Genomic DNA, 25,087 nt, shown 5'->3' on the forward strand with positions numbered 1-25,087 from the left:
TTTTAACGCCTTAATCACTGAAACTAAAGGCAAACTGACAACGCCGAGTGTAGCAAATCGTGTTGATGCATTTGTTATGCGTAAATTCTAACATCCATTACCATTGATATTTCGGAAATTGATTTTCCATCTATTCTATAACAATCAGGGCATTCACCAATTATTTGAAAGCCGCTTTTAAGATATAAACTCTTTGCAGGAAGATTACACGAAAGCACATTTAGATCTAACCAATCTATACTTTGATTTATCATACAAAAATTAACCACTGTATCAATCAGATTTAAACCGATACCTTTTTTACGATAATTGGTATCAACTCCCATACCTAACAATACTCGATGGTAACCATATTCATTTCCAGAATGGCGAAGATCAATATGTCCACAAATATGCCCTACTTGGTCTTTGACTAACCATAACTTCCTCCAAGCAGAATTGCCTAAATCTACATCAAAACCAATTCGAAACTTATTACGAAGTTGATCTGATACTTGGCAATCTTTAATAGCGATTGGTTGAAAAAGATCAAATTCATCCGAGCCATTTTTCTCTAACTGTTTATCTAGATAATTAAAGAACAATTCTAAATCTGATATTTCTGCTTCTACTATATTCACGTGAACTCCTTTTTACGCATAACGCCTAGAATAATGCGTGCAAACGACGGATTAATAGCGCTAAATATACTTTAAACCGCGAATGCCGAAGGTTACAGCATCGCATTGATTCGATTGTTAAATTTGCCGATTGTGATGTGGTTGCAGCAGCTGTTAAATTTTCCGAGCAAGCCTGCGCCGATGTCTTTGTGATTTCTATATACTAAAACAAGAAAAAACACACTTTTCACAATCTAAAAAAACATCCCATTTCAAGCATATAAACCAACTAACACACGATAACTGGAACAGCTTGCAGCAGCAAGCTTTCTACACGAAATAGAATAATCCCTATCACATTTTCGATGAAAAAATAAATTCACCGTTTATCACTCTGAATCGAGCTAATACCGTAACCTTGCCTCCGCATTCATCGCAACATGGCACTTGCCCTTTGCTTTCCGCGTATTCTCGCCATAATAAAGGACTAATGTCCTTTATCCGCTCTTGGCCAAGATACTGTCGAGCTTTATTCAACCTCTCTCTACATCGATTATGATACAAACCAACAAAGTGATATTGCTGTTTTTTCGGTATCGCTATATGACTCAATATACGCTCAATAAATTGATTAGGCTTTAGCCTAAGCATTTCTGTTTTCTTTGTTTGATGAGACTTATACCTAACTCGCACTTCCTTGCTTGATACATGCATAATTTGACTGTTTTTTATGGCTCCGCCACGGACATATCTCGCTAAATATTTAACGACTCCAGCGCCATGGGAATACGGTTTGGTACAATGAACTACCCAATCAAAAACGCCCCATTTATTAAAAAGATTAAGTATATTTTGCTTAGAAAGTGATTCAGGGTAATTTAACTCTCCTTTATTCATTGCTGCGCGTAGCGCTGCAATGAACTTACCGCGAAAGAGCTTCATCATAACTCTTGCAGGAAATAGAATACTTTTTTGGGGCTCAACCCAACCGTCATTGCCTAATCCACCATGGGTAACCAAACAATGAATATGAGGATGGAAAGTTAGGTTTCGGGCCCAAGTATGTAGGGCCAAAACACACCCAACCTTAGCACCTAGAAATCGCTCATCCGCGCTTAATATTTGAATCGTTTTACGAACAGAATCAAACAGTGTTTGCTGACATAACGCCCTATTATATCTCCATATTTCATGTAACTCATGCGGAAGAGTAAATACCCAATGATGATGAGAAGTATCTAAAATAAACGAATCTACTTTTTTAAGCCATTGCTCTCTTTTGAGAGCACCACACTGTGGGCAACTTCGATGCCCACAGCTGTTGTACCAATAACCATTGAGATGACCATTATCACAATACAGCGCATGACCTCCCATCGACGAAGTTCGACAAGATGAAAGCCGACTGATCCCCTTAAGTTGATATAAAGGTAGTCGATGGTTCTTCGAATATGATTCAAACCTTTTTTGCAAAAAGGTTTGAACTGTATGTTTACTCATACAGTAAACATAGTAAATCTAACCAGAAAGGAGATGTTTAAGAAGGAGAATTACGAGGCAGCGCACTCTTCGAGCTTGCTCGGCAGATTTAACGCCTGCATAACACGTTTACTACTATGCAATCATACTTGAAATTGACGCCTTAAAACGAGAAACACCCGACAACCTGAGATGCCGAGTGTAGTAAATCGTGTTGATGCGATTGTTAACTGTACTTCTTACACCAAGCGAATTTCTAATTTTTTACCTAATGCTGAAGCAAAACGTTCAAGAGTTGATAATTTAACATCATCTGAATGGTTTTCAATTCGTGATATAGCACTTTTTTGTGTCTGGAGCTTTGATGCTAGATCGACCTGAGTTAATCCTGCATCTTTACGCGCTTCTTTCAACAAAGCACCAAATTTAAACGATTGGTAACCTTCTTCATATCCGTCAGAAAAATCGATGTCGTTTGCTTTACGGTTAGCTAAATATTTTTTAAAGTCACTCATTATTATTTCCTCGCTAAATAGTCTTTACGACGATTTTCTGCAATTTTGATTTCTTTTGGTGGCGTTTTTTGTGTTTTCTTTTGAAAACCATGATTGAGAACAACTAAGTTATCACCATCAAAAAAGCCTAATAAACGAAATATATTCCCACCAACTTGTACTCTCACTTCCCAGATATTGTCAGTATTAACCAGTTTTTTAAGGTAAGTCGTTGGGATCTTGTCCAATTCTTCAATTAACTGAAGCACCCAAGCTACTTTCTGCGCTTGCTTACCCGAAAGTGAATCTAAAAATTCAGCTATCGGACATTTACCGTCTTCGGTAGTATAAAAATCAATATTTCTCATACATAAAGGTTAACATCAATGTGAACTTTTGCAAGCTGGAATTTTTCGCTTTGTACAGTTAACGCCGCAATAACACGTTTACTACGACATAGACTTAGCTGAATTTTACCGCCTTAATCACTGAAACTAAAGGCAAACCCACAACGCCGAATGTAGTAAATCGTGTTGATTGCTTTGTTACATGCGACTCAAAGAATGAGCAGATACTCTATCTTTAGCCAACTCAATTACTGCATGCCCTAATTGAACCAAAGTACCAAAACTTGGTGTCGTTTCAGGTTTTAATGAACGATAAGCACTCGTTCTACTTTTAATTCCTGCACGCTCAATTACAACACTGTGGCCAAATTGTTCAACATAAGAACGAATGGCCGCTTGCAAAATGTCAGCTCGACCTTCTTGCATTGAATCCCATGAAGCCTGCTTGATTACCATTTCCATTTCTTTAACGTCAAAAGGCGTTAAATCAGATTCAGTATAACTACCAACCGTGATTTCTTTTAACGTTGCAGCAGATAATTCAGCACCACTCCAATCAAGAGAGCCGTCAGCCGTTAATGCAAACTTTTGAAAATTAGCCACATGGCTAAATGCTTCTTTTTGGAAATACTCAGTTAAGTTTGCTTCACCGGTATAACCGTCACTAAAAGTAAGCTCAAGTGTAAAATCAGCTACCAAATCAACATCAATTACTTTCAACATACGTCACCTATAATTTACCCGGATTAATACCAGCAACTGCTTGTTTCCACATTGCCATCAATTTTACTCGATTATTTTCAATGTGAGCTTCTGCTCGTTTTCGTTGCTTATTTGGCAAATAACCCTCCAAGCACTCACCTGTTTCAATTGCTATGATTAACTCATAGCTACCATATTTGACATGAATATGAGGTAATTTATGCTGCTTGTTATCAAAAAAATACAAACAAAATGAAAGCCCAAGCAATGCATCTATCTCTGGCATAGCAACCTCTAATTATCAAATCTGGTTAGACTATAGCACCGTATCTCAAAAGAGACAACTTTAGCATGTAACGCCTGCATAACACGTTTGGTACGATACAGACTTACCTGAATTTTACTGCCTTAATCACTGAAACCAAAGGCAAACTGACAACGCCGAGTGTAGCAAATCGTGTTGATGCATTTGTTATATCGTGTACTTAATTTTGAACTGGTACTGCAAAAAGAGTATCAATATACGCGTTAACTGGCTCAGGTAATAAGTCTTGAGGATGATCGCCACCCAATGTTGCAAGTCCGCTTGAACCATCAATAATCGCCGAGCTTAGTTCCACATTATTTTTAATATCCCAAGTTACAATTTTCACTTCAACTTTATCGGCTTTAGCCGACCATTCCGTTGCACGATCTTCCCAATGCATAATTGTTGGGTAAAACAAATAATCTGAACCATTACTTTCAGCAAGCTTAATCGATTCTTTAAATGATCCAGCTTCGTTAGCAACAGTGATATCGTTCATTTTAGTAAGTAAGCCAGACTTAATAACATTACTTAACAATACGCCTGAACCTTTATAGTCTTTCTCGCCATAACGTCCATCCTCTGATAATGCGACATAAACAGATGAACTTTCTGGTATTTTATTAACTACTTCGGTATTAGAAACATTTAAATTATGAGAGTCAGCGCAGCCCGCTAGAGTAGCAATAAAACCTAGAACCAATAATTTTTTCACAATAGTATCCTTATAAGAATTAGGGCTAAATATTACCACACAATACAGTTGACCAAAAAACGATATAACGCCGCAATAACACGTGCGAAAGACCGACTTACAAAACCAATTATACTCTGTAATGGTCAACAAAAACCGGACACCAAATCTCGTGTTTCTTTCTCATATTGGAGCGGTGACAAATAACCATTAGCGGTATGTGGGCGCAATCCATTGTAATACGCCAAGTAATCCAAAATACTTAGCTTAGCTTCTTTTTTAGTTTTAAACGTTTCATAATTCAATTGTTCGTGCTTGAGACTACGAAAGAAACGCTCTGTAGGAGCGTTATCCCAGCATTCACCTTTTCCACTCATGCTGATATTCATTTTCATATCGTTCATTAAAGAACGATACTCATAGCTTGTATATTGACTTCCTCTATCAGAATGATGCAATAAACCAGCGGGTGGCTTTCTTTGCCAAAAAGCCATTTGAAGGGCTGAGTTACAAAGAGATGTTTTCATGTGGTCTGCAATCGACCAGCCAACAATTCGTCGTGAATATAAGTCCATAACAACAGCAAGATAAATAAATCCCTGATGGGTATGGATGTAGGTAATATCTGTTGTCCAACAAGTATTTATCTTATTAACTAAGAACTTACGATCTAGCCTGTTTGGTTCAATCCTATTATTATGAGTGCTATCAGTAGTTACTTTAAATTTCTTAGGGTACCTCGACACAAGCCCTAATCTGCGCATCGTCATTCTGGCTTTGTAACGTCCAATAATGATCCCTTTTTTAGCTAATTCAGAAACCATTCGACGACTACCTAATGTCATCTTATGCTCTTTAAAGGTTTCCTTCACAGCCACATCAAACTGAAACTTATTGATATCAATGACGTTTTTGGGTTTCTTTTGCCATGTGTAAAAAGAACTCGTACCTACATTCATGACCGCGCAAAGTATTGTTATTGGCCAGTCTTCTTTATGCTGTTGAATAAATTGGTATCTTATCCGTTTTCTTTCGCAAAGAAGACTGCGGCCTTTTTTAGAATATCGCGCTCCATCAATAAGCGTTGATTCTCTTTTCTTAAGCGCTCTAATTCACTGCGTTCTGAAAGGTTTAATGTGACTGATTTAGCTTCTTTTGAATCACCTATTGGTGATTCTTGTCTAACCCAGGTAGTGATAGCGCTTAATGAGATACCTAAACTGTCAGCTGCCTTCTGTCTTGAATAGCCTTGCTCTGTAACTAATTTAACTGCATCTTGTTTATACTCAAGAGTAAACGTTCTACGTGTATTTTTCTTATTCATATTCACCTCTAGTGACATAATAACTAAAACTTATAGAGGTGTCCGGAACTATTAGACCACTACACTCAAAGAAACCTTGAATGCCGAATGTAGCAAATCGTGTTGATGCGATTGTTATATGCTTAACTCATGAAGCTGAGAGATCGTTCTAAAATTGGAGTGACTTTCTTTTTCCAAACCTCGATAGTTAAACCAAACCGCATTTAAACCAGCCTCAATCGCTGAAATAACGTCTTTTTCAAGTGAATCACCAACCATTGTAAGTTGACTAGGTTCAACACCTAACTTATTCGCTATTCTTTGATAAAATTCAGAACTGTTTTTTGATAAACCAAGATTTGATTTACAGAAATAGCCTGAAATGAATTGAGACAACCCGACTCGTTCAAATGCCAATTCAATATCCTGAACACTGGAATCATCAGCACCAGTTGCAACATAAAGTAAATGTCCTTTTTGGGATAACGAAGCTAACATTTCAGAAGCACCATCTACGGCCTGAACTGTTTCCCAATCACACATTTTTCCTAGAGTATTTGGAAAGTCGACCATTAAAGTGTCACCCCAATCGAACAGATAAGCTTTTTTCATAATGCCTCCTTGCATATAACGCCTGCATAACACGTTTGCTACTATACAGACCTAGCTGAATTTTAGCGCCTTAATCACTGAAACTAAAGGCAAACTGACAACGCCGAGTGTAGCAAATCGTGTTGATGCATTTGTTATGCGATTACTCTGAGGCATCACTCACTTTATTTTTATGAGTAAGATTTACATACAAAATGTTCTCTATTGGAGCTGCAAACACACTTTCTGTAGAATGCTGATAAAACAACATGAATGTATCTGTCGCTGTGATTAAGCTAAGGTCGTTTTCTTCTGTTATTAATTTAGCGCCCTCAGACCTCAAAGTTATTGAAGCAAATTCAGTTGGATTATCTACAATTTTTGCATATTTTTGTTCTGCTATATTAAAAATCCAAAATATTGTAGCACCCACAATTATTACGGCAGTAATGTCAGGTAATAATACATAGTACCACTTATTTTTTGTTCTCTTAGATGCTGTTTTCTCTATAATCCTAAGTCTAAAAAAACCACCAACAGCCAGTGCTATAAAAACGATTATAACTTCGGGAGACGTAATGCCTGCGAGTAAAAAATACTCTACCGAAGCAAAAGTACCAATATTTAAGCCAAACTTATTCAATAATGCATATTCAAGGCCAAAGCCAATCGCAGCACACACCAGAGTTGATGCTGTCACGACCAACAAAGGGTGCTGCTTAAAATATGTTTTTACGTTTTCTGTACTCAATTAATTCTCCAATCGCATAACGCCGCAATAACACGTGCGAAAGACCGACTAACAAAACCAATTACACTTCAAACCGCGAATGCCGAATGTAAATAGCATCGTGTTGATTGCTTTGTTATACGAGCCTTGCTTTCGCTCCAATTAACTTGGTAAAGAACTGATTTACCAAGACTTGCTGTAAACTGAGTTTAATTAGACTGGCTCAATTAAGCGAGCAAAATATCCAATCAACAACAATAACTGTGAAACGAAACAATCCTTTTTCTTACACCATTTGAACGATTTGGTTTCAGCCAGTTTGGAACTGATAAACCAAATATCCTAACCACAATTGGGATTGAAAATGCTGAGAGAAAAACACTGATGCAGGCCAAAATGAGGCATAACCAAAGAACAATTGAAGCGTGGATTAGTTTCTGAAACGCCTGAATTTGGGGCAATAATAGTTCAATGCCGAACCTATAAAACGAACACCAAAAGGCAACAAAGAAAAAGATAAACCACCCTACTTTCACACCTAAAAAGCTAATGGCTCAATCGCTGAACTGAACCAAAAAACTGCATTCTCAGAGTTCGTATAACGCCTGCATAACACGTTTGCTACTATGCAGATAAAGGCTAAATTTACCACTTAACTCGGTAAACCCAAAGACAATCTAGAATGCCGAATGTAGCAAATCGTGTTGATGCGATTGTTAAATGTGACTCAACGAAGCCTGCAAACTAAACGCAACATGTCCTTGTGCTGAATTCCATTCTCAAATATCTCATTATCATAATTGTCGAGGAAGAAATCCTTTAAAATGGAATCGACTCTGAAATCGTGACGTTGATAAAACGATAATTGATACCCAAAACTACCAGTCCCAAGCTCAACTTTACTATAACCAATCGTAGTTAATTCTTTTAATACAAATTGGAGTAGTTTTGAACCAATACCTTTCTGCTGATATTCAGGATCTATTGCTATATTAAAAATTTCAGAAGTAGAAATATTCAATGACTTACTAACGCAAACACCAATAATTTCATCACCATCAAACGCACCAAAACAAGCTGAATCCGCTAAGTATTTTTTGATAGCAATTTCAGACGGATCAGCTTCAAGCAATAACGTCATTGGCACTGATTCAGATGATATTATTTTAAATTCAATCAAGCCACTTTCCTCTTAGAGCCCAAGAAACATTTAACGCCTGCATAACACGTTTGCTGCCATGCAGATTAAGCCAAAATTTACCACTTAACACGGTGAACTCAAAGAAACCTAGAATGCCGAATGTAGCAAATCGTGTTGATGCATTTGTTATATGCTACAGACTTAGTTAGCTTGATTTAACTGCAATAAGTCCCATTTTGTACCGTATAAGTCTTTAAATACAACAACTGTGCCGTATTCTTCAACACGTGGCTCTTCAGTAAACTCGACACCTTGAGCTTTCATAAAATCATAGTCACGCCAGAAATCATTAGTTTGAAGAAATAAGAAAACACGACCGCCAGCTTGATTGCCAACTGATTTTAATTGGTCATCATTACTTGCTTGAGCCAATAGTAAATTTGTACCCGTTGAATTAGGTGGAGATATTTGAACCCAGCGCTTACCACCGCCTAAATCCGTATCTTCGACCAGTTCAAATTGAAGTTTTTTAGTATAAAATTCAATTGCATCATCATAATTTTCAACAACTAAGGCGATGTTACCAATTCTTTGCTCGATGGGCTTATTCATTTGTGGCTCACTACAGTTCAAAAATAGAATTCTACCCTATTTAGCTCATAAACTCATTTTTGCATATAACGCCTGCATAACACGTTTGCTACGATACAGGCTTAGCTGAATTTTACTGCCTTAATCACTGAAACTAAAGGCAAACTAACAACGCCGAGTGTAGCAAATCGTGTTGATGCGATTGTTATGTGTGTTCTTATTGAACCAATGAACTTTTAAGTACGAAATGATCATCGACCGTTTCAATTACTGTCCATTTTAGATTTGAATACAATGCAGGAATATGAGTAAAAACCAGCAACTCTGGTTCAGCAATTTCACTAACCATTTTTTCAGCATGATTAATCAATTGTGAGCTAATTCCTTGCTTACGATTTTCAGGTTTAATAAAGACAGCATTAATCCAAACTGCCTGCTCTTGAGTAATTGGAGATAGAAAACGAGTAAAAACTAAACCACCAATTAATTCACCATTTTCTAAGGCAATAATAGGATTTGGGATTACTTTTCCATCTTTTGTTGTAGCTAGTGGTTCAACATCATCCCACTCACTTTCAAACCATTGATACAATTCAGTTAAATACGTTGAGTTACTTTCAACCGTTTGAATTAAAACCATAATTACTCCATTAAACCTATCATTTCCGTAAAAACACATAACGCCTGCATAACACGTTTACTACTATGCAGACTTAGCTGAATTTTAACGCCTTAATCACTGATACTAAAGACAATCTAGCATGCCGAATGTAGTAAATCGTGTTGATGCATTTGTATGGATAATAAACACTCAATTAGGGTAAAGTGAGACCCAGACTTTAGCTGCAACTAAAGTTGATTTATACAGTAGTTCGGTTGATGCATGGATCCTCTATCGAGAGACCGATAACAAACGCGAACGCTGTATAAACTCCAAGCCTACACTCGAATAGTCGACTGGGTCTCGAACCCGTATTATAGCAAACAAGAGTAAGCTTATTATGAATAATCCTACATTTCAAAGCATCAATGTCGGTGTTGATACCGGTAAAACTCAACTAGACATTTTCATCAGACCTATAGGTCTATTCTTTTCTGTTTCTAATGACGCTAAAGGCATCAAAGAAGCCATAGTAACCATTAAAAAGCATCAGCCAGAACGTATCGTTATTGAGGCAACAGGCAGACTTGAAGTTCCCTTCGTTCTTGCTTGCTCAAAAGCTAAGCTTCCATACGTTGTTGCTAATCCTATTCATGTAAGACGATTTGCTGGCGCTATTGGACAAATAGCCAAAACAGATAAATTAGACGCCCAATTAATTGCCTTGTACTCGGAAAGAATTGCCCCCCCACTGTCAACTCTAAAGCCTGAAAACATAAGGCTAATGAGCGACTTAGTCATTCGTAGAAATCAATTATTATCCATGCAAACTATGGAAAAGAATCGCCTTCAAATACTCCCTAAAGAACTAGCGATGACCATTAAACCAATCCTTACGGCCTTTAAGAATCAAATCCAAAAAATAGAAGAAAAAATCATTAAACTTATTGAGTCTTGCGATGAATATAAGCATAAAAATGACATCCTTCAGAGCGTTCCTGGCATAGGCAAAGTTGCCGCTGCATCGCTAATAAGTAATCTCCCAGAGCTTGGAAGTATTAGTAATAAAAAAGCGTCTGCTTTGGTTGGAGTAGCTCCTATGAATAGGGACAGTGGCCGCTACAAAGGTCACCGAAAAATCAAAGGAGGCCGGAAGCAAGTGCGGACGGTTCTCTATATGGCCATGATGTCAGCAATGCAATGTAACCCCGTTTTTAAGTCGACTTACAATCGCCTCGTCGCTGAAGGAAAACCCAAAAAACTCGCTATTATTGCCTGTGTTAGAAAGATGGTTGTCATACTCAATTCAATGATACGAGATGGTGTCATGTGGGATAAAAACCACGCTAACATTTAGTTATTGACACCATAGTCGTTTGTTATGTTGCTACCTAACAGCTCATGAAAAACTTCAGCCGAAAACGCCCACTTAAACTCTTTTTGAGGTTCCCTATTAATTTGAGCTGCAACGTCCAACAAATCACATTCCCCTAAACCACCATTTCTACATACTGATTCTTTATATTTCGTCACCTTATTATTCACTCGAGCAAGTAATTTATTGCCCACTGTTTTAGTGAATTGGACGCTTGCTGGAGCATTTTGAAAAGAAGACAAAATATCTAAAGGTATACCCTCTGACTCTAACAATTGAAGTAATCCATTTTTAAATATTTCGTTGATATTTCCTGTATCTACTTTTTTAAAATCAACTAAGATAAAAGACATAAATGTACTTTCTTCTAAGAAAAATAAACAGTTACGTTCGTCTTGAATAAAAGTATGCATGTACCAATTACCTAGCACATGGGATTCATCTGTAACCTCAGACAACTCACAAGGGTCTAATTCGATAAGGTCTTGGGCTTTCTGAGTACAGCGTAATTGATACATATTAATTTTCTCTAATTATCATGACTTAATGAATATCTATTTGAACACAAATTGCAACATAACGCCTGCATAACACGTTTGCTACGATACAGACCTAGCTGAATTTTAACGCCTTAATCACTGAAACTAAAGGCAAACTGACAACGCCGAGTGTAGCAAATCGTGTTGATGCATTTGTATGGATAATAAACACTCAATTAGGGTAAAGTGAGACCCAGACTTTAGCTGCAACTAAAGTTGATTTATACAGTAGTTCGGTTGATGCATGGATCCTCTATCGAGAGACCGATAACAAACGCGAACGCTGTATAAACTCCAAGCCTACACTCGAATAGTCGACTGGGTCTCGAACCCGTATTATAGCAAACAAGAGTAAGCTTATTATGAATAATCCTACATTTCAAAGCATCAATGTCGGTGTTGATACCGGTAAAACTCAACTAGACATTTTCATCAGACCTATAGGTCTATTCTTTTCTGTTTCTAATGACGCTAAAGGCATCAAAGAAGCCATAGTAACCATTAAAAAGCATCAGCCAGAACGTATCGTTATTGAGGCAACAGGCAGACTTGAAGTTCCCTTCGTTCTTGCTTGCTCAAAAGCTAAGCTTCCATACGTTGTTGCTAATCCTATTCATGTAAGACGATTTGCTGGCGCTATTGGACAAATAGCCAAAACAGATAAATTAGACGCCCAATTAATTGCCTTGTACTCGGAAAGAATTGCCCCCCCACTGTCAACTCTAAAGCCTGAAAACATAAGGCTAATGAGCGACTTAGTCATTCGTAGAAATCAATTATTATCCATGCAAACTATGGAAAAGAATCGCCTTCAAATACTCCCTAAAGAACTAGCGATGACCATTAAACCAATCCTTACGGCCTTTAAGAATCAAATCCAAAAAATAGAAGAAAAAATCATTAAACTTATTGAGTCTTGCGATGAATATAAGCATAAAAATGACATCCTTCAGAGCGTTCCTGGCATAGGCAAAGTTGCCGCTGCATCGCTAATAAGTAATCTCCCAGAGCTTGGAAGTATTAGTAATAAAAAAGCGTCTGCTTTGGTTGGAGTAGCTCCTATGAATAGGGACAGTGGCCGCTACAAAGGTCACCGAAAAATCAAAGGAGGCCGGAAGCAAGTGCGGACGGTTCTCTATATGGCCATGATGTCAGCAATGCAATGTAACCCCGTTTTTAAGTCGACTTACAATCGCCTCGTCGCTGAAGGAAAACCCAAAAAACTCGCTATTATTGCCTGTGTTAGAAAGATGGTTGTCATACTCAATTCAATGATACGAGATGGTGTCATGTGGGATAAAAACCACGCTAACATTTAGTTATTGACACCATAGTCGTTTGTTATATGCTACAGACTTAGTTAGCTTGATTTAACTGCAATAAGTCCCATTTTGTTCCGTATAAGTCTTTAAATACAACAACTGTGCCGTATTCTTCAACTCTTGGGTCTTCAGTAAACTCGACGCCTTGAGCTTTCATAAACTCATAGTCACGCCAGAAATCATTAGTTTGAAGAAATAAGAAAACACGACCGCCAGCTTGATTGCCAACTGATTTGCTAGATCGTAACAATAACCGACACACGCTTACCGCTTAAAAACTCACTCGGACTCAGAAAATTTAATGCCTTTCTAGGTCTCGAATTAATCAAAAACTCTGCCTGTTTAACCTCTTTTGCAGCAAGTTCTCCAATGGCCATTCCCTTTGGGAAAAAACGCCTTAGTAAACCATTGGTATTTTCATTCAAACCTCGTTGCCAGGAATGGTAAGGTTTAGCAAAATAAATTTCACAGTTCAGATGCTTAGCTATCTTAGCATGACCTGCAAACTCTCCGCCATTATCAAATGTGATTGTTTTGCAAAGTTCTTTAAAGGGCTTCATCATGCGATTTATCCCACGAGTGACTGCTTTTTTAGACTTGCTACGTACTTTGCAAGTAACTAATAGCTTAGATACTCGCTCTACCATAGTGACTAAATACCCATCTTGACCATAAACAGTATCACCTTCCCAGTGGCCAATTTCTGAGTTATCGTCAACAATAGCAGGCCGGAGAGAGATATCAGCACGGTTGGGAATTAGTCTTGCTCCAGCTTCTACACCTTTACGCTGTTTGTATTTTTTACCTTTTCGAGCAAGCATTCTTTGCCAATGCTCTCTTTTAACTACATTGTAAATAGTACTGCAACATATTGTATTTTCTATTTTTTCTTTATGCATTCGTCCAGATATTTGCTCTGGGCTCCAACCAAGTTGTAGGTATATTTGAATTATTTTCTTATTCTTTTGGCCACACTTTGTGTGCTTAATTGAAAGTGTTCTTTTTTGAAAAGCATGTTTATGCGCTTGCTCGGCAGAATAACTTCCAACAGGACAGCGTCGTAATTCCCTTGAAATGGAGCCATTGCTCCGTTTTAATTTTTGTCCTATTTCCCGAGCAGAAATACTATGTGTATTCCAAGCTTCAATCTGGTATCTTTCACTTAGTGTCAGTTGCTTATATTGGTGTCCCATGTGGTTACCTTAGTTGATTGTGTGAGAGCTTGAAGCTTATAGGCAACTGACTCTCTAATCTATACCAAAGTGTGTCGGTTATTCTTGGGATCTAGGAAGTGTTTTTCTTCCAACCATTGCTCCCAGTTATTTAAATTTAACCTTTTTTGAGTCCTTTTCACTTCAAGAGCTAATATAAAACCTGTAGTAACGCCATAAAATAAAGCACCGTACAACTGATAAATCGTAATATCGTAAAACGGCCAAAAAAATAACCACATCAACAAACCCCATGTAATCGAACCAAATACTGCTTGTAGAAAAAACAATTTTAAAGGTAGTTCAAATACCTGAGGCTTTAAATTTTTCTTAGTCAATTTTGATAATGAGAATATAAAAGGCTTTGTAAGTTGAGTTCTTACCCCTTTCTCTTTTAAATATAATTGAATAAATTCGAACTTTTCCATAAAGCACCTCAACAATTTGGTGTTACTTTACATCAGAATTAAATCACGAATTGTGATATCACCATCGATTATTGAAGGATTATTCAGCACCATAACGCCTGCATAACACGTTTGCTACCATGCAGATTAAACTCAAACTTACCACTTAACACGGTAAACTCAAAGAAACCTAGAATGCCGAATGTAGCAAATCGTGTTGATGCGATTGTTATGGCAGTTCTTAAGGCGGGTTAAGAACTAATCTTTATCGAAGATAATACAATCGTTTTTATTTGATAATGCACATTTATTTCGACTTTCATTCTTAACCTTATCTGAGATATCCATTGACTGCCATTCAGGATCCTCTGGATAACGAGTATCATCCATAAGAATTAAAAATGGAGCTTCTTTATCCATTGTCCATATCGACTGTTCATAATTAAAAGAATCACTGATGGCTTTATCCTTGCAATTCTCGTAATTAGGGCTGTTCAAAGGGAAAGAACAAGGATTAGACAGCATAGAATTAGCTTGGGCAGTAAAATTTAAACAGAAAACAGCCAAAAAAATTGAGACTGAAGAAAATACTCGATTCATAATTAAAACCAATAGTTAAGTAATTGGCAATGATATTATAAATACAAACACAATTGCCAACATTTTAGAAATTTAGCTTCATGATTAAGATATAGAATACTCACCTTTAAACAATCAAATGCCATAACGCCGCAATAACACGTGCGAAAGACCGACTAACAAAACCAATTATACTCTAAACCGCGAATGCCGAATGTAAATAGCATCGTGTTGATTGCTTTGTTATGTGCTTATGTAGACATATTCCACATTATTGCACAAACACCAAGTACCCAGCTAAAAGAAGTTAGTGTTCTCAAAACTAGCTGGTAATTATATTCATTGTCTCTTTTGTCATAGTGATCAACCACTATCGAAATTAGAGATAAGCCAAAACAAATAAAAGCCCCAAGCATAATCAACGCAGATTCATCTTTTAGTAAAACACCATCACTTCTCTTACCCGGTATATACAACCCATTCACGTAAACTCCGTATACACCATATAAAAAGAATAATAATGCTATTGATATAAAAGTTATTCTCAAATGTTTCGGTAATTCATTAGGTTTGTAATTTTTACCTGGAATAAACCTTAACTCCTTACCGTATCCATCAATATAATTATTATTTTTCAATACAAAGATAACTGTTCTTTCTTCTTCCTTTGTATAATAACCAGTACCAATTCTTGAAAATAACTTTTTGGCCGCTTGCTTTGATACTTCCAATCGCCCAGAATATAAAATCTGTCTTTGTTCTACATAAATAAACAATGAACTTAGCATGTTAACTTTCCATATTTTTTGCACATAACGCCTGCATAACACGTTTGCTACCATGCAAATTAAGCTCAAATTTACCACTTAACACGGTAAACTCAAAGAAACCTAGAATGCCGAATGTAGCAAATCGTGTTGATGCGATTGTTAACCTTCTTCTAACATCACATGCGATGCTGAACCTAACCAAAAGAAAACTATCGTTGCTATACAAAAAAGAGTTGTTTGTAAATACACTAAAAACAATGATGCTCCATTATCTATTAGTATCAAGGCTAGTGTAATTAAGCATGGCACCAAGCCAAGGACTAAAACTAATGAAAACAATAGTACAACTCTTTGCCACTTCGCTTTTTGATGAATAACAGAGCCGGAAACAAGCTTGACCAACACTTGCCCAAACAATATTGATGCTGCAAAACTCCAATCTGCGGCTTTAAAAAAAGAATCCAAATCTGAGGTATATATTTTAATAATGCCAATAACCACAAATGGTAAAAATATGAATAAATACTCAGAAAGTAAAATAATACGAGCATTTGTATATGATGATTTATCGCTCATATTTAATCTCTTGCTGAACAGTATTTACTTCCACTTTCTTATGAACTTTAATAACTTCATATTTTGTATCAATTAGATTATCTTTTTTATCAAAATATGCAGTAGTTACCAAGTCACATAATAAACCATTTCCTGGTGCTACTGTTTCTGTTCTAGAGTGAAATTTTTCTAACCAGTTTTCATCCGTAATTCTTGCTGATATGGTCGATTTTTTCTTGATAAAATCCCACATTGATTTACCAATGAAATCCGCCTTTTTTATAACTAAGGTTTCTTTTGTTGTATTTTTTTCTATCTTTTCGATTAAGAGTGCATCTACGTCATCAACAGTTAATTTAAATTGTTTATTTACTTTACTTGATTGCCCTTTCGAGTTGAAGAATACCTGATCAACATCATTAAGCTCCGTTGTTGATTTTGATAATTCTGTATACCCTTTCAATAAACGATGTCGATCAAGTGAAAATACATTAGGAAAAACTTCCACATCGAATTCATTAGCTGCTTTTGCAATATCACCTTCTAGTGCTTCTAATTCTTCTATTGAATGGATAGTGTTCCGCTCTCCAATAAAATTAATAACTAAATCTGTACAATAATTAAGAAAGCTACTTAAACGTGTTTTTTGATTATCATCAACATTGCCATCAACTTCTGGGCATAACCAAGATTTAATTGAGCCTTCATTAATATCAGAAAGCAAAAATTTAGATTTTGTTTCGGCAGAAACAGAACTTAATAAACATGAATGAAATTCTTCAATCGAAGATATTAGATGACTCATCGAGTTGAACACTCTTTGAGGATTTTCAGAATTACGTTCAAAATCAATTTTTATGCAGACATTGTTATTTTCTTGTGCTGCCTCCATTTTTAGCATTTTACTTTCTCTAAGATAAACAAATAATTATCTATTATAAACAATAACCACAATTTAAATAAGCTGATTATTCATACAGTATTCGAGAGAGGGTTAACGCCTGCATAACACGTTTGCTACGATACAGACCTAGCTGAATTTTAACGCCTTAATCACTGAAACTAAAGGCAAACTGACAACGGCGAGTGTAGCAAATCGTGTTGATGCATTTGTATGGATAATAAACACTCAATTAGGGTAAAGTGAGACCCAGACTTTAGCTGCAACTAAAGTTGATTTATACAGTAGTTCGGTTGATGCATGGATCCTCTATCGAGAGACCGATAACAAACGCGAACGCTGTATAAACTCCAAGCCTACACTCGAATAGTCGACTGGGTCTCGAACCCGTATTATAGCAAACAAGAGTAAGCTTATTATGAATAATCCTACATTTCAAAGCATCAATGTCGGTGTTGATACCGGTAAAACTCAACTAGACATTTTCATCAGACCTATAGGTCTATTCTTTTCTGTTTCTAATGACGCTAAAGGCATCAAAGAAGCCATAGTAACCATTAAAAAGCATCAGCCAGAACGTATCGTTATTGAGGCAACAGGCAGACTTGAAGTTCCCTTCGTTCTTGCTTGCTCAAAAGCTAAGCTTCCATACGTTGTTGCTAATCCTATTCATGTAAGACGATTTGCTGGCGCTATTGGACAAATAGCCAAAACAGATAAATTAGACGCCCAATTAATTGCCTTGTACTCGGAAAGAATTGCCCCCCCACTGTCAACTCTAAAGCCTGAAAACATAAGGCTAATGAGCGACTTAGTCATTCGTAGAAATCAATTATTATCCATGCAAACTATGGAAAAGAATCGCCTTCAAATACTCCCTAAAGAACTAGCGATGACCATTAAACCAATCCTTACGGCCTTTAAGAATCAAATCCAAAAAATAGAAGAAAAAATCATTAAACTTATTGAGTCTTGCGATGAATATAAGCATAAAAATGACATCCTTCAGAGCGTTCCTGGCATAGGCAAAGTTGCCGCTGCATCGCTAATAAGTAATCTCCCAGAGCTTGGAAGTATTAGTAATAAAAAAGCGTCTGCTTTGGTTGGAGTAGCTCCTATGAATAGGGACAGTGGCCGCTACAAAGGTCACCGAAAAATCAAAGGAGGCCGGAAGCAAGTGCGGACGGTTCTCTATATGGCCATGATGTCAGCAATGCAATGTAACCCCGTTTTTAAGTCGACTTACAATCGCCTCGTCGCTGAAGGAAAACCCAAAAAACTCGCTATTATTGCCTGTGTTAGAAAGATGGTTGTCATACTCAATTCAATGATACGAGATGGTGTCATGTGGGATAAAAACCACGCTAACATTTAGTTATTGACACCATAGTCGTTTGTTATATGCTACAGACTTAGTTAGCTTGATTTAACTGCAATAAGTCCCATTTTGTTCCGTATAAGTCTTTAAATACAACAACTGTGCCGTATTCTTCAACTCTTGGGTCTTCAGTAAACTCGACGCCTTGAGCTTTCATAAACTCATAGTCACGCCAGAAATCATTAGTTTGAAGAAATAAGAAAACACGACCGCCAGCTTGATTGCCAACTGATTTGCTAGATCGTAACAATAACCGACACACGCTTACCGCTTAAAAACTCACTCGGACTCAGAAAATTTAATGCCTTTCTAGGTCTCGAATTAATCAAAAACTCTGCCTGTTTAACCTCTTTTGCAGCAAGTTCTCCAATGGCCATTCCCTTTGGGAAAAAACGCCTTAGTAAACCATTGGTATTTTCATTCAAACCTCGTTGCCAGGAATGGTAAGGTTTAGCAAAATAAATTTCACAGTTCAGATGCTTAGCTATCTTAGCATGACCTGCAAACTCTCCGCCATTATCAAATGTGATTGTTTTGCAAAGTTCTTTAAAGGGCTTCATCATGCGATTTATCCCACGAGTGACTGCTTTTTTAGACTTGCTACGTACTTTGCAAGTAACTAATAGCTTAGATACTCGCTCTACCATAGTGACTAAATACCCATCTTGACCATAAACAGTATCACCTTCCCAGTGGCCAATTTCTGAGTTATCGTCAACAATAGCAGGCCGGAGAGAGATATCAGCACGGTTGGGAATTAGTCTTGCTCCAGCTTCTACACCTTTACGCTGTTTGTATTTTTTACCTTTTCGAGCAAGCATTCTTTGCCAATGCTCTCTTTTAACTACATTGTAAATAGTACTGCAACATATTGTATTTTCTATTTTTTCTTTATGCATTCGTCCAGATATTTGCTCTGGGCTCCAACCAAGTTGTAGGTATATTTGAATTATTTTCTTATTCTTTTGGCCACACTTTGTGTGCTTAATTGAAAGTGTTCTTTTTTGAAAAGCATGTTTATGCGCTTGCTCGGCAGAATAACTTCCAACAGGACAGCGTCGTAATTCCCTTGAAATGGAGCCATTGCTCCGTTTTAATTTTTGTCCTATTTCCCGAGCAGAAATACTATGTGTATTCCAAGCTTCAATCTGGTATCTTTCACTTAGTGTCAGTTGCTTATATTGGTGTCCCATGTGGTTACCTTAGTTGATTGTGTGAGAGCTTGAAGCTTATAGGCAACTGACTCTCTAATCTATACCAAAGTGTGTCGGTTATTCTTGGGATCTAGGAAGTGTTTTTCTTCCAACCATTGCTCCCAGTTATTTAAATTTAACCTTTTTTGAGTCCTTTTCACTTCAAGAGCTAATATAAAACCTGTAGTAACGCCATAAAATAAAGCACCGTACAACTGATAAATCGTAATATCGTAAAACGGCCAAAAAAATAACCACATCAACAAACCCCATGTAATCGAACCAAATACTGCTTGTAGAAAAAACAATTTTAAAGGTAGTTCAAATACCTGAGGCTTTAAATTTTTCTTAGTCAATTTTGATAATGAGAATATAAAAGGCTTTGTAAGTTGAGTTCTTACCCCTTTCTCTTTTAAATATAATTGAATAAATTCGAACTTTTCCATAAAGCACCTCAACAATTTGGTGTTACTTTACATCAGAATTAAATCACGAATTGTGATATCACCATCGATTATTGAAGGATTATTCAGCACCATAACGCCTGCATAACACGTTTGCTACCATGCAGATTAAACTCAAACTTACCACTTAACACGGTAAACTCAAAGAAACCTAGAATGCCGAATGTAGCAAATCGTGTTGATGCGATTGTTATGGCAGTTCTTAAGGCGGGTTAAGAACTAATCTTTATCGAAGATAATACAATCGTTTTTATTTGATAATGCACATTTATTTCGACTTTCATTCTTAACCTTATCTGAGATATCCATTGACTGCCATTCAGGATCCTCTGGATAACGAGTATCATCCATAAGAATTAAAAATGGAGCTTCTTTATCCATTGTCCATATCGACTGTTCATAATTAAAAGAATCACTGATGGCTTTATCCTTGCAATTCTCGTAATTAGGGCTGTTCAAAGGGAAAGAACAAGGATTAGACAGCATAGAATTAGCTTGGGCAGTAAAATTTAAACAGAAAACAGCCAAAAAAATTGAGACTGAAGAAAATACTCGATTCATAATTAAAACCAATAGTTAAGTAATTGGCAATGATATTATAAATACAAACACAATTGCCAACATTTTAGAAATTTAGCTTCATGATTAAGATATAGAATACTCACCTTTAAACAATCAAATGCCATAACGCCGCAATAACACGTGCGAAAGACCGACTAACAAAACCAATTATACTCTAAACCGCGAATGCCGAATGTAAATAGCATCGTGTTGATTGCTTTGTTATGTGCTTATGTAGACATATTCCACATTATTGCACAAACACCAAGTACCCAGCTAAAAGAAGTTAGTGTTCTCAAAACTAGCTGGTAATTATATTCATTGTCTCTTTTGTCATAGTGATCAACCACTATCGAAATTAGAGATAAGCCAAAACAAATAAAAGCCCCAAGCATAATCAACGCAGATTCATCTTTTAGTAAAACACCATCACTTCTCTTACCCGGTATATACAACCCATTCACGTAAACTCCGTATACACCATATAAAAAGAATAATAATGCTATTGATATAAAAGTTATTCTCAAATGTTTCGGTAATTCATTAGGTTTGTAATTTTTACCTGGAATAAACCTTAACTCCTTACCGTATCCATCAATATAATTATTATTTTTCAATACAAAGATAACTGTTCTTTCTTCTTCCTTTGTATAATAACCAGTACCAATTCTTGAAAATAACTTTTTGGCCGCTTGCTTTGATACTTCCAATCGCCCAGAATATAAAATCTGTCTTTGTTCTACATAAATAAACAATGAACTTAGCATGTTAACTTTCCATATTTTTTGCACATAACGCCTGCATAACACGTTTGCTACCATGCAAATTAAGCTCAAATTTACCACTTAACACGGTAAACTCAAAGAAACCTAGAATGCCGAATGTAGCAAATCGTGTTGATGCGATTGTTAACCTTCTTCTAACATCACATGCGATGCTGAACCTAACCAAAAGAAAACTATCGTTGCTATACAAAAAAGAGTTGTTTGTAAATACACTAAAAACAATGATGCTCCATTATCTATTAGTATCAAGGCTAGTGTAATTAAGCATGGCACCAAGCCAAGGACTAAAACTAATGAAAACAATAGTACAACTCTTTGCCACTTCGCTTTTTGATGAATAACAGAGCCGGAAACAAGCTTGACCAACACTTGCCCAAACAATATTGATGCTGCAAAACTCCAATCTGCGGCTTTAAAAAAAGAATCCAAATCTGAGGTATATATTTTAATAATGCCAATAACCACAAATGGTAAAAATATGAATAAATACTCAGAAAGTAAAATAATACGAGCATTTGTATATGATGATTTATCGCTCATATTTAATCTCTTGCTGAACAGTATTTACTTCCACTTTCTTATGAACTTTAATAACTTCATATTTTGTATCAATTAGATTATCTTTTTTATCAAAATATGCAGTAGTTACCAAGTCACATAATAAACCATTTCCTGGTGCTACTGTTTCTGTTCTAGAGTGAAATTTTTCTAACCAGTTTTCATCCGTAATTCTTGCTGATATGGTCGATTTTTTCTTGATAAAATCCCACATTGATTTACCAATGAAATCCGCCTTTTTTATAACTAAGGTTTCTTTTGTTGTATTTTTTTCTATCTTTTCGATTAAGAGTGCATCTACGTCATCAACAGTTAATTTAAATTGTTTATTTACTTTACTTGATTGCCCTTTCGAGTTGAAGAATACCTGATCAACATCATTAAGCTCCGTTGTTGATTTTGATAATTCTGTATACCCTTTCAATAAACGATGTCGATCAAGTGAAAATACATTAGGAAAAACTTCCACATCGAATTCATTAGCTGCTTTTGCAATATCACCTTCTAGTGCTTCTAATTCTTCTATTGAATGGATAGTGTTCCGCTCTCCAATAAAATTAATAACTAAATCTGTACAATAATTAAGAAAGCTACTTAAACGTGTTTTTTGATTATCATCAACATTGCCATCAACTTCTGGGCATAACCAAGATTTAATTGAGCCTTCATTAATATCAGAAAGCAAAAATTTAGATTTTGTTTCGGCAGAAACAGAACTTAATAAACATGAATGAAATTCTTCAATCGAAGATATTAGATGACTCATCGAGTTGAACACTCTTTGAGGATTTTCAGAATTACGTTCAAAATCAATTTTTATGCAGACATTGTTATTTTCTTGTGCTGCCTCCATTTTTAGCATTTTACTTTCTCTAAGATAAACAAATAATTATCTATTATAAACAATAACCACAATTTAAATAAGCTGATTATTCATACAGTATTCGAGAGAGGGTTAACGCCTGCATAACACGTTTGCTACGATACAGACCTAGCTGAATTTTAACGCCTTAATCACTGAAACTAAAGGCAAACTGACAACGGCGAGTGTAGCAAATCGTGTTGATGCATTTGTATGGATAATAAACACTCAATTAGGGTAAAGTGAGACCCAGACTTTAGCTGCAACTAAAGTTGATTTATACAGTAGTTCGGTTGATGCATGGATCCTCTATCGAGAGACCGATAACAAACGCGAACGCTGTATAAACTCCAAGCCTACACTCGAATAGTCGACTGGGTCTCGAACCCGTATTATAGCAAACAAGAGTAAGCTTATTATGAATAATCCTACATTTCAAAGCATCAATGTCGGTGTTGATACCGGTAAAACTCAACTAGACATTTTCATCAGACCTATAGGTCTATTCTTTTCTGTTTCTAATGACGCTAAAGGCATCAAAGAAGCCATAGTAACCATTAAAAAGCATCAGCCAGAACGTATCGTTATTGAGGCAACAGGCAGACTTGAAGTTCCCTTCGTTCTTGCTTGCTCAAAAGCTAAGCTTCCATACGTTGTTGCTAATCCTATTCATGTAAGACGATTTGCTGGCGCTATTGGACAAATAGCCAAAACAGATAAATTAGACGCCCAATTAATTGCCTTGTACTCGGAAAGAATTGCCCCCCCACTGTCAACTCTAAAGCCTGAAAACATAAGGCTAATGAGCGACTTAGTCATTCGTAGAAATCAATTATTATCCATGCAAACTATGGAAAAGAATCGCCTTCAAATACTCCCTAAAGAACTAGCGATGACCATTAAACCAATCCTTACGGCCTTTAAGAATCAAATCCAAAAAATAGAAGAAAAAATCATTAAACTTATTGAGTCTTGCGATGAATATAAGCATAAAAATGACATCCTTCAGAGCGTTCCTGGCATAGGCAAAGTTGCCGCTGCATCGCTAATAAGTAATCTCCCAGAGCTTGGAAGTATTAGTAATAAAAAAGCGTCTGCTTTGGTTGGAGTAGCTCCTATGAATAGGGACAGTGGCCGCTACAAAGGTCACCGAAAAATCAAAGGAGGCCGGAAGCAAGTGCGGACGGTTCTCTATATGGCCATGATGTCAGCAATGCAATGTAACCCCGTTTTTAAGTCGACTTACAATCGCCTCGTCGCTGAAGGAAAACCCAAAAAACTCGCTATTATTGCCTGTGTTAGAAAGATGGTTGTCATACTCAATTCAATGATACGAGATGGTGTCATGTGGGATAAAAACCACGCTAACATTTAGTTATTGACACCATAGTCGTTTGTTATGTGGTTTTTATTAAAGATTTCAAATCCTCCACTTTTAAGTTTTTTCCTCCTCGATGAAGCATTGAATGACAGTTTGAACATACTGGGATCAAATCTATTTCAGGATTAACTCTATACCCTTTTCCAAGCGTATGTAGAGGTTTTATATGATGAACTTCTATAAAATCTTGACCATGTAAGCCGTACTTTTTAACAAAGTCGAAATTACATATTTGGCATGTATAACCAAATTTATCTAAACACTTTTTACGAGCACGTGAATCACGTTCATAGCGATTAACCCATACTTGCTGTGATGCGCCCTCAATATAGATACTTTCAGGATCTAACAAACCGGTATTTAAGTCGATATCATCAAGCATAGAAAAATAGATATCATCTATCTGCTTTTGGAGACTTACTGGATTGCCAGTAGTCTTAATATAGCAACCAGCTGAATCATGAGGAGTCCAGTATACATTAGTCATAACCACAGATTTGCCTGTTTTAGTTACGAAATGTTCTCCGATTAAAAACTCACGTTCTATGGTAGTACAACCATCATACACACGTTTAACACGTACTCCATCTTGAAGACGAGTATAAGTGTAGGTCGGCTTTTCATCGCGAACTCTTTTTGTACGTGTAAAACTAAAACTTTCGTTCAT

General features: G+C 36.5%; 31 protein-coding genes and 3 pseudogenes. 4 read left to right on the plus strand and 30 right to left on the minus strand.

Annotated elements, in window-relative coordinates:
* Nucleotides 1-74: 74 nt before the first annotated feature.
* From ACU5DF_RS02035 to ACU5DF_RS02100, 14 genes and pseudogenes are all read right to left on the minus strand, one after another.
* Nucleotides 75-620, minus strand: a complete 546-nt coding sequence (locus ACU5DF_RS02035) for a GNAT family N-acetyltransferase (protein WP_446711598.1) — start codon at nt 618-620, stop codon at nt 75-77.
* A 333-nt stretch (nt 621-953) separates the two neighbouring features.
* Nucleotides 954-2,099, minus strand: a complete 1,146-nt coding sequence (locus ACU5DF_RS02040) for an IS91 family transposase (protein WP_446711599.1) — start codon at nt 2,097-2,099, stop codon at nt 954-956.
* Between the two features lie 218 nt (nt 2,100-2,317).
* Complete coding sequence (locus ACU5DF_RS02045; protein WP_045103966.1) at nt 2,318-2,593, minus strand: helix-turn-helix domain-containing protein; 276 nt, start codon at nt 2,591-2,593, stop codon at nt 2,318-2,320.
* A 2-nt stretch (nt 2,594-2,595) separates the two neighbouring features.
* Nucleotides 2,596-2,940 (minus strand): type II toxin-antitoxin system RelE/ParE family toxin, encoded by a 345-nt coding sequence (locus tag ACU5DF_RS02050; protein WP_045103967.1) that lies wholly within the window; start codon nt 2,938-2,940, stop codon nt 2,596-2,598.
* 177 nt (nt 2,941-3,117) lie between these two features.
* The gene (gene dhiA / locus ACU5DF_RS02055) at nt 3,118-3,642 is read right to left on the minus strand and encodes a type II toxin-antitoxin system antitoxin DhiA (RefSeq protein ID WP_017022181.1); all 525 of its coding nucleotides are present in this window, start codon (nt 3,640-3,642) and stop codon (nt 3,118-3,120) included.
* A pseudogene (gene dhiT / locus ACU5DF_RS02060) lies at nt 3,636-3,907 on the minus strand (type II toxin-antitoxin system toxin DhiT). The gene dhiA and the pseudogene dhiT overlap by 7 nt, the downstream one beginning before the upstream one ends.
* Before the next feature lie 199 nt (nt 3,908-4,106).
* Nucleotides 4,107-4,643 carry a DUF4823 domain-containing protein gene (locus ACU5DF_RS02065; RefSeq protein WP_446711600.1) on the minus strand — a complete coding sequence of 179 codons (537 nt, stop codon included), beginning with the start codon at nt 4,641-4,643 and terminating at the stop codon, nt 4,107-4,109.
* A gap of 125 nt (nt 4,644-4,768) precedes the next feature.
* On the minus strand, nt 4,769-5,734 hold the full coding sequence (locus ACU5DF_RS02070; protein ID WP_446712464.1) for an IS3 family transposase: 966 nt from the start codon (nt 5,732-5,734) through the stop codon (nt 4,769-4,771).
* On the minus strand, nt 5,641-5,946 hold the full coding sequence (locus ACU5DF_RS02075; protein WP_065596294.1) for a transposase: 306 nt from the start codon (nt 5,944-5,946) through the stop codon (nt 5,641-5,643). The genes ACU5DF_RS02070 and ACU5DF_RS02075 overlap by 94 nt, the downstream gene beginning before the upstream one ends.
* Before the next feature lie 114 nt (nt 5,947-6,060).
* Nucleotides 6,061-6,537 (minus strand): HAD family hydrolase, encoded by a 477-nt coding sequence (locus tag ACU5DF_RS02080; RefSeq protein WP_446711601.1) that lies wholly within the window; start codon nt 6,535-6,537, stop codon nt 6,061-6,063.
* A gap of 142 nt (nt 6,538-6,679) precedes the next feature.
* Entirely contained in the window at nt 6,680-7,267 is a 588-nt protein-coding gene (locus ACU5DF_RS02085; RefSeq protein ID WP_446711602.1) for a hypothetical protein, read from the minus strand.
* A 706-nt stretch (nt 7,268-7,973) separates the two neighbouring features.
* A complete protein-coding gene (locus tag ACU5DF_RS02090) occupies nt 7,974-8,423 on the minus strand; it encodes a GNAT family N-acetyltransferase (RefSeq protein ID WP_446712465.1) in 450 nt (149 codons plus the stop codon).
* Nucleotides 8,424-8,588: 165 nt separating this feature from the next.
* On the minus strand, nt 8,589-8,999 hold the full coding sequence (locus tag ACU5DF_RS02095) for a VOC family protein (protein WP_446711603.1): 411 nt from the start codon (nt 8,997-8,999) through the stop codon (nt 8,589-8,591).
* A gap of 196 nt (nt 9,000-9,195) precedes the next feature.
* On the minus strand, nt 9,196-9,618 hold the full coding sequence (locus ACU5DF_RS02100) for a GNAT family N-acetyltransferase (RefSeq protein WP_446711604.1): 423 nt from the start codon (nt 9,616-9,618) through the stop codon (nt 9,196-9,198).
* Nucleotides 9,619-9,979: 361 nt separating this feature from the next.
* On the opposite strand from ACU5DF_RS02100, the gene ACU5DF_RS02105 reads away from it, so the two are divergent.
* On the plus strand, nt 9,980-10,936 hold the full coding sequence (locus ACU5DF_RS02105; RefSeq protein ID WP_446711595.1) for an IS110 family RNA-guided transposase: 957 nt from the start codon (nt 9,980-9,982) through the stop codon (nt 10,934-10,936).
* On the opposite strand, the gene ACU5DF_RS02110 is transcribed toward ACU5DF_RS02105, so the two are convergent.
* Nucleotides 10,933-11,472 (minus strand): DUF6933 domain-containing protein, encoded by a 540-nt coding sequence (locus ACU5DF_RS02110; RefSeq protein ID WP_446711605.1) that lies wholly within the window; start codon nt 11,470-11,472, stop codon nt 10,933-10,935. The genes ACU5DF_RS02105 and ACU5DF_RS02110 overlap by 4 nt on opposite strands.
* A gap of 383 nt (nt 11,473-11,855) precedes the next feature.
* On the opposite strand from ACU5DF_RS02110, the gene ACU5DF_RS02115 reads away from it, so the two are divergent.
* A complete protein-coding gene (locus ACU5DF_RS02115; protein WP_446711595.1) occupies nt 11,856-12,812 on the plus strand; it encodes an IS110 family RNA-guided transposase in 957 nt (318 codons plus the stop codon).
* Nucleotides 12,813-12,849: 37 nt separating this feature from the next.
* Here ACU5DF_RS02115 and ACU5DF_RS02120 read toward each other — a convergent pair.
* The 7 genes and pseudogenes from ACU5DF_RS02120 to ACU5DF_RS02150 all read right to left on the minus strand — a co-directional run.
* A pseudogene (locus ACU5DF_RS02120) lies at nt 12,850-13,050 on the minus strand (VOC family protein); the annotation flags it as partial.
* A 1-nt stretch (nt 13,051) separates the two neighbouring features.
* Complete coding sequence (locus tag ACU5DF_RS02125; protein WP_446711606.1) at nt 13,052-14,008, minus strand: IS30 family transposase; 957 nt, start codon at nt 14,006-14,008, stop codon at nt 13,052-13,054.
* 59 nt (nt 14,009-14,067) lie between these two features.
* A complete protein-coding gene (locus ACU5DF_RS02130; RefSeq protein WP_446711607.1) occupies nt 14,068-14,454 on the minus strand; it encodes a DUF6404 family protein in 387 nt (128 codons plus the stop codon).
* Nucleotides 14,455-14,691: 237 nt separating this feature from the next.
* Nucleotides 14,692-15,033 (minus strand): hypothetical protein, encoded by a 342-nt coding sequence (locus tag ACU5DF_RS02135; RefSeq protein WP_446711608.1) that lies wholly within the window; start codon nt 15,031-15,033, stop codon nt 14,692-14,694.
* Nucleotides 15,034-15,263: 230 nt separating this feature from the next.
* On the minus strand, nt 15,264-15,800 hold the full coding sequence (locus tag ACU5DF_RS02140; RefSeq protein ID WP_446711609.1) for a hypothetical protein: 537 nt from the start codon (nt 15,798-15,800) through the stop codon (nt 15,264-15,266).
* A gap of 141 nt (nt 15,801-15,941) precedes the next feature.
* Entirely contained in the window at nt 15,942-16,358 is a 417-nt protein-coding gene (locus ACU5DF_RS02145; protein WP_061030703.1) for a hypothetical protein, read from the minus strand.
* Entirely contained in the window at nt 16,348-17,142 is a 795-nt protein-coding gene (locus tag ACU5DF_RS02150) for a hypothetical protein (RefSeq protein WP_446711610.1), read from the minus strand. The genes ACU5DF_RS02145 and ACU5DF_RS02150 overlap by 11 nt, the downstream gene beginning before the upstream one ends.
* Nucleotides 17,143-17,656: 514 nt before the next feature.
* On the opposite strand from ACU5DF_RS02150, the gene ACU5DF_RS02155 reads away from it, so the two are divergent.
* Nucleotides 17,657-18,613 (plus strand): IS110 family RNA-guided transposase, encoded by a 957-nt coding sequence (locus ACU5DF_RS02155; RefSeq protein ID WP_446711595.1) that lies wholly within the window; start codon nt 17,657-17,659, stop codon nt 18,611-18,613.
* A gap of 37 nt (nt 18,614-18,650) precedes the next feature.
* On the opposite strand, the pseudogene ACU5DF_RS02160 reads toward ACU5DF_RS02155, so the two are convergent.
* The 7 genes and pseudogenes from ACU5DF_RS02160 to ACU5DF_RS02190 all read right to left on the minus strand — a co-directional run.
* Nucleotides 18,651-18,851: pseudogene (locus ACU5DF_RS02160) on the minus strand (VOC family protein); the annotation flags it as partial.
* A gap of 1 nt (nt 18,852) precedes the next feature.
* Nucleotides 18,853-19,809 carry an IS30 family transposase gene (locus tag ACU5DF_RS02165; protein WP_446711606.1) on the minus strand — a complete coding sequence of 319 codons (957 nt, stop codon included), beginning with the start codon at nt 19,807-19,809 and terminating at the stop codon, nt 18,853-18,855.
* A 59-nt stretch (nt 19,810-19,868) separates the two neighbouring features.
* The gene (locus tag ACU5DF_RS02170) at nt 19,869-20,255 is read right to left on the minus strand and encodes a DUF6404 family protein (protein ID WP_446711607.1); all 387 of its coding nucleotides are present in this window, start codon (nt 20,253-20,255) and stop codon (nt 19,869-19,871) included.
* Between the two features lie 237 nt (nt 20,256-20,492).
* Nucleotides 20,493-20,834 carry a hypothetical protein gene (locus ACU5DF_RS02175; RefSeq protein ID WP_446711608.1) on the minus strand — a complete coding sequence of 114 codons (342 nt, stop codon included), beginning with the start codon at nt 20,832-20,834 and terminating at the stop codon, nt 20,493-20,495.
* A gap of 230 nt (nt 20,835-21,064) precedes the next feature.
* Complete coding sequence (locus ACU5DF_RS02180) at nt 21,065-21,601, minus strand: hypothetical protein (protein ID WP_446711609.1); 537 nt, start codon at nt 21,599-21,601, stop codon at nt 21,065-21,067.
* 141 nt (nt 21,602-21,742) lie between these two features.
* On the minus strand, nt 21,743-22,159 hold the full coding sequence (locus ACU5DF_RS02185; RefSeq protein WP_061030703.1) for a hypothetical protein: 417 nt from the start codon (nt 22,157-22,159) through the stop codon (nt 21,743-21,745).
* Entirely contained in the window at nt 22,149-22,943 is a 795-nt protein-coding gene (locus ACU5DF_RS02190; protein WP_446711610.1) for a hypothetical protein, read from the minus strand. The genes ACU5DF_RS02185 and ACU5DF_RS02190 overlap by 11 nt, the downstream gene beginning before the upstream one ends.
* A gap of 514 nt (nt 22,944-23,457) precedes the next feature.
* Between ACU5DF_RS02190 and ACU5DF_RS02195 the strand changes: the two genes are divergently transcribed.
* Nucleotides 23,458-24,414 carry an IS110 family RNA-guided transposase gene (locus ACU5DF_RS02195; protein WP_446711595.1) on the plus strand — a complete coding sequence of 319 codons (957 nt, stop codon included), beginning with the start codon at nt 23,458-23,460 and terminating at the stop codon, nt 24,412-24,414.
* A 22-nt stretch (nt 24,415-24,436) separates the two neighbouring features.
* Here ACU5DF_RS02195 and ACU5DF_RS02200 read toward each other — a convergent pair whose 3' ends face one another.
* Nucleotides 24,437-25,087, minus strand: coding sequence for an HNH endonuclease (locus ACU5DF_RS02200; protein ID WP_446711611.1), 651 nt, complete (start codon nt 25,085-25,087; stop codon nt 24,437-24,439).

Source organism: Aliivibrio wodanis, from assembly GCF_052920805.1.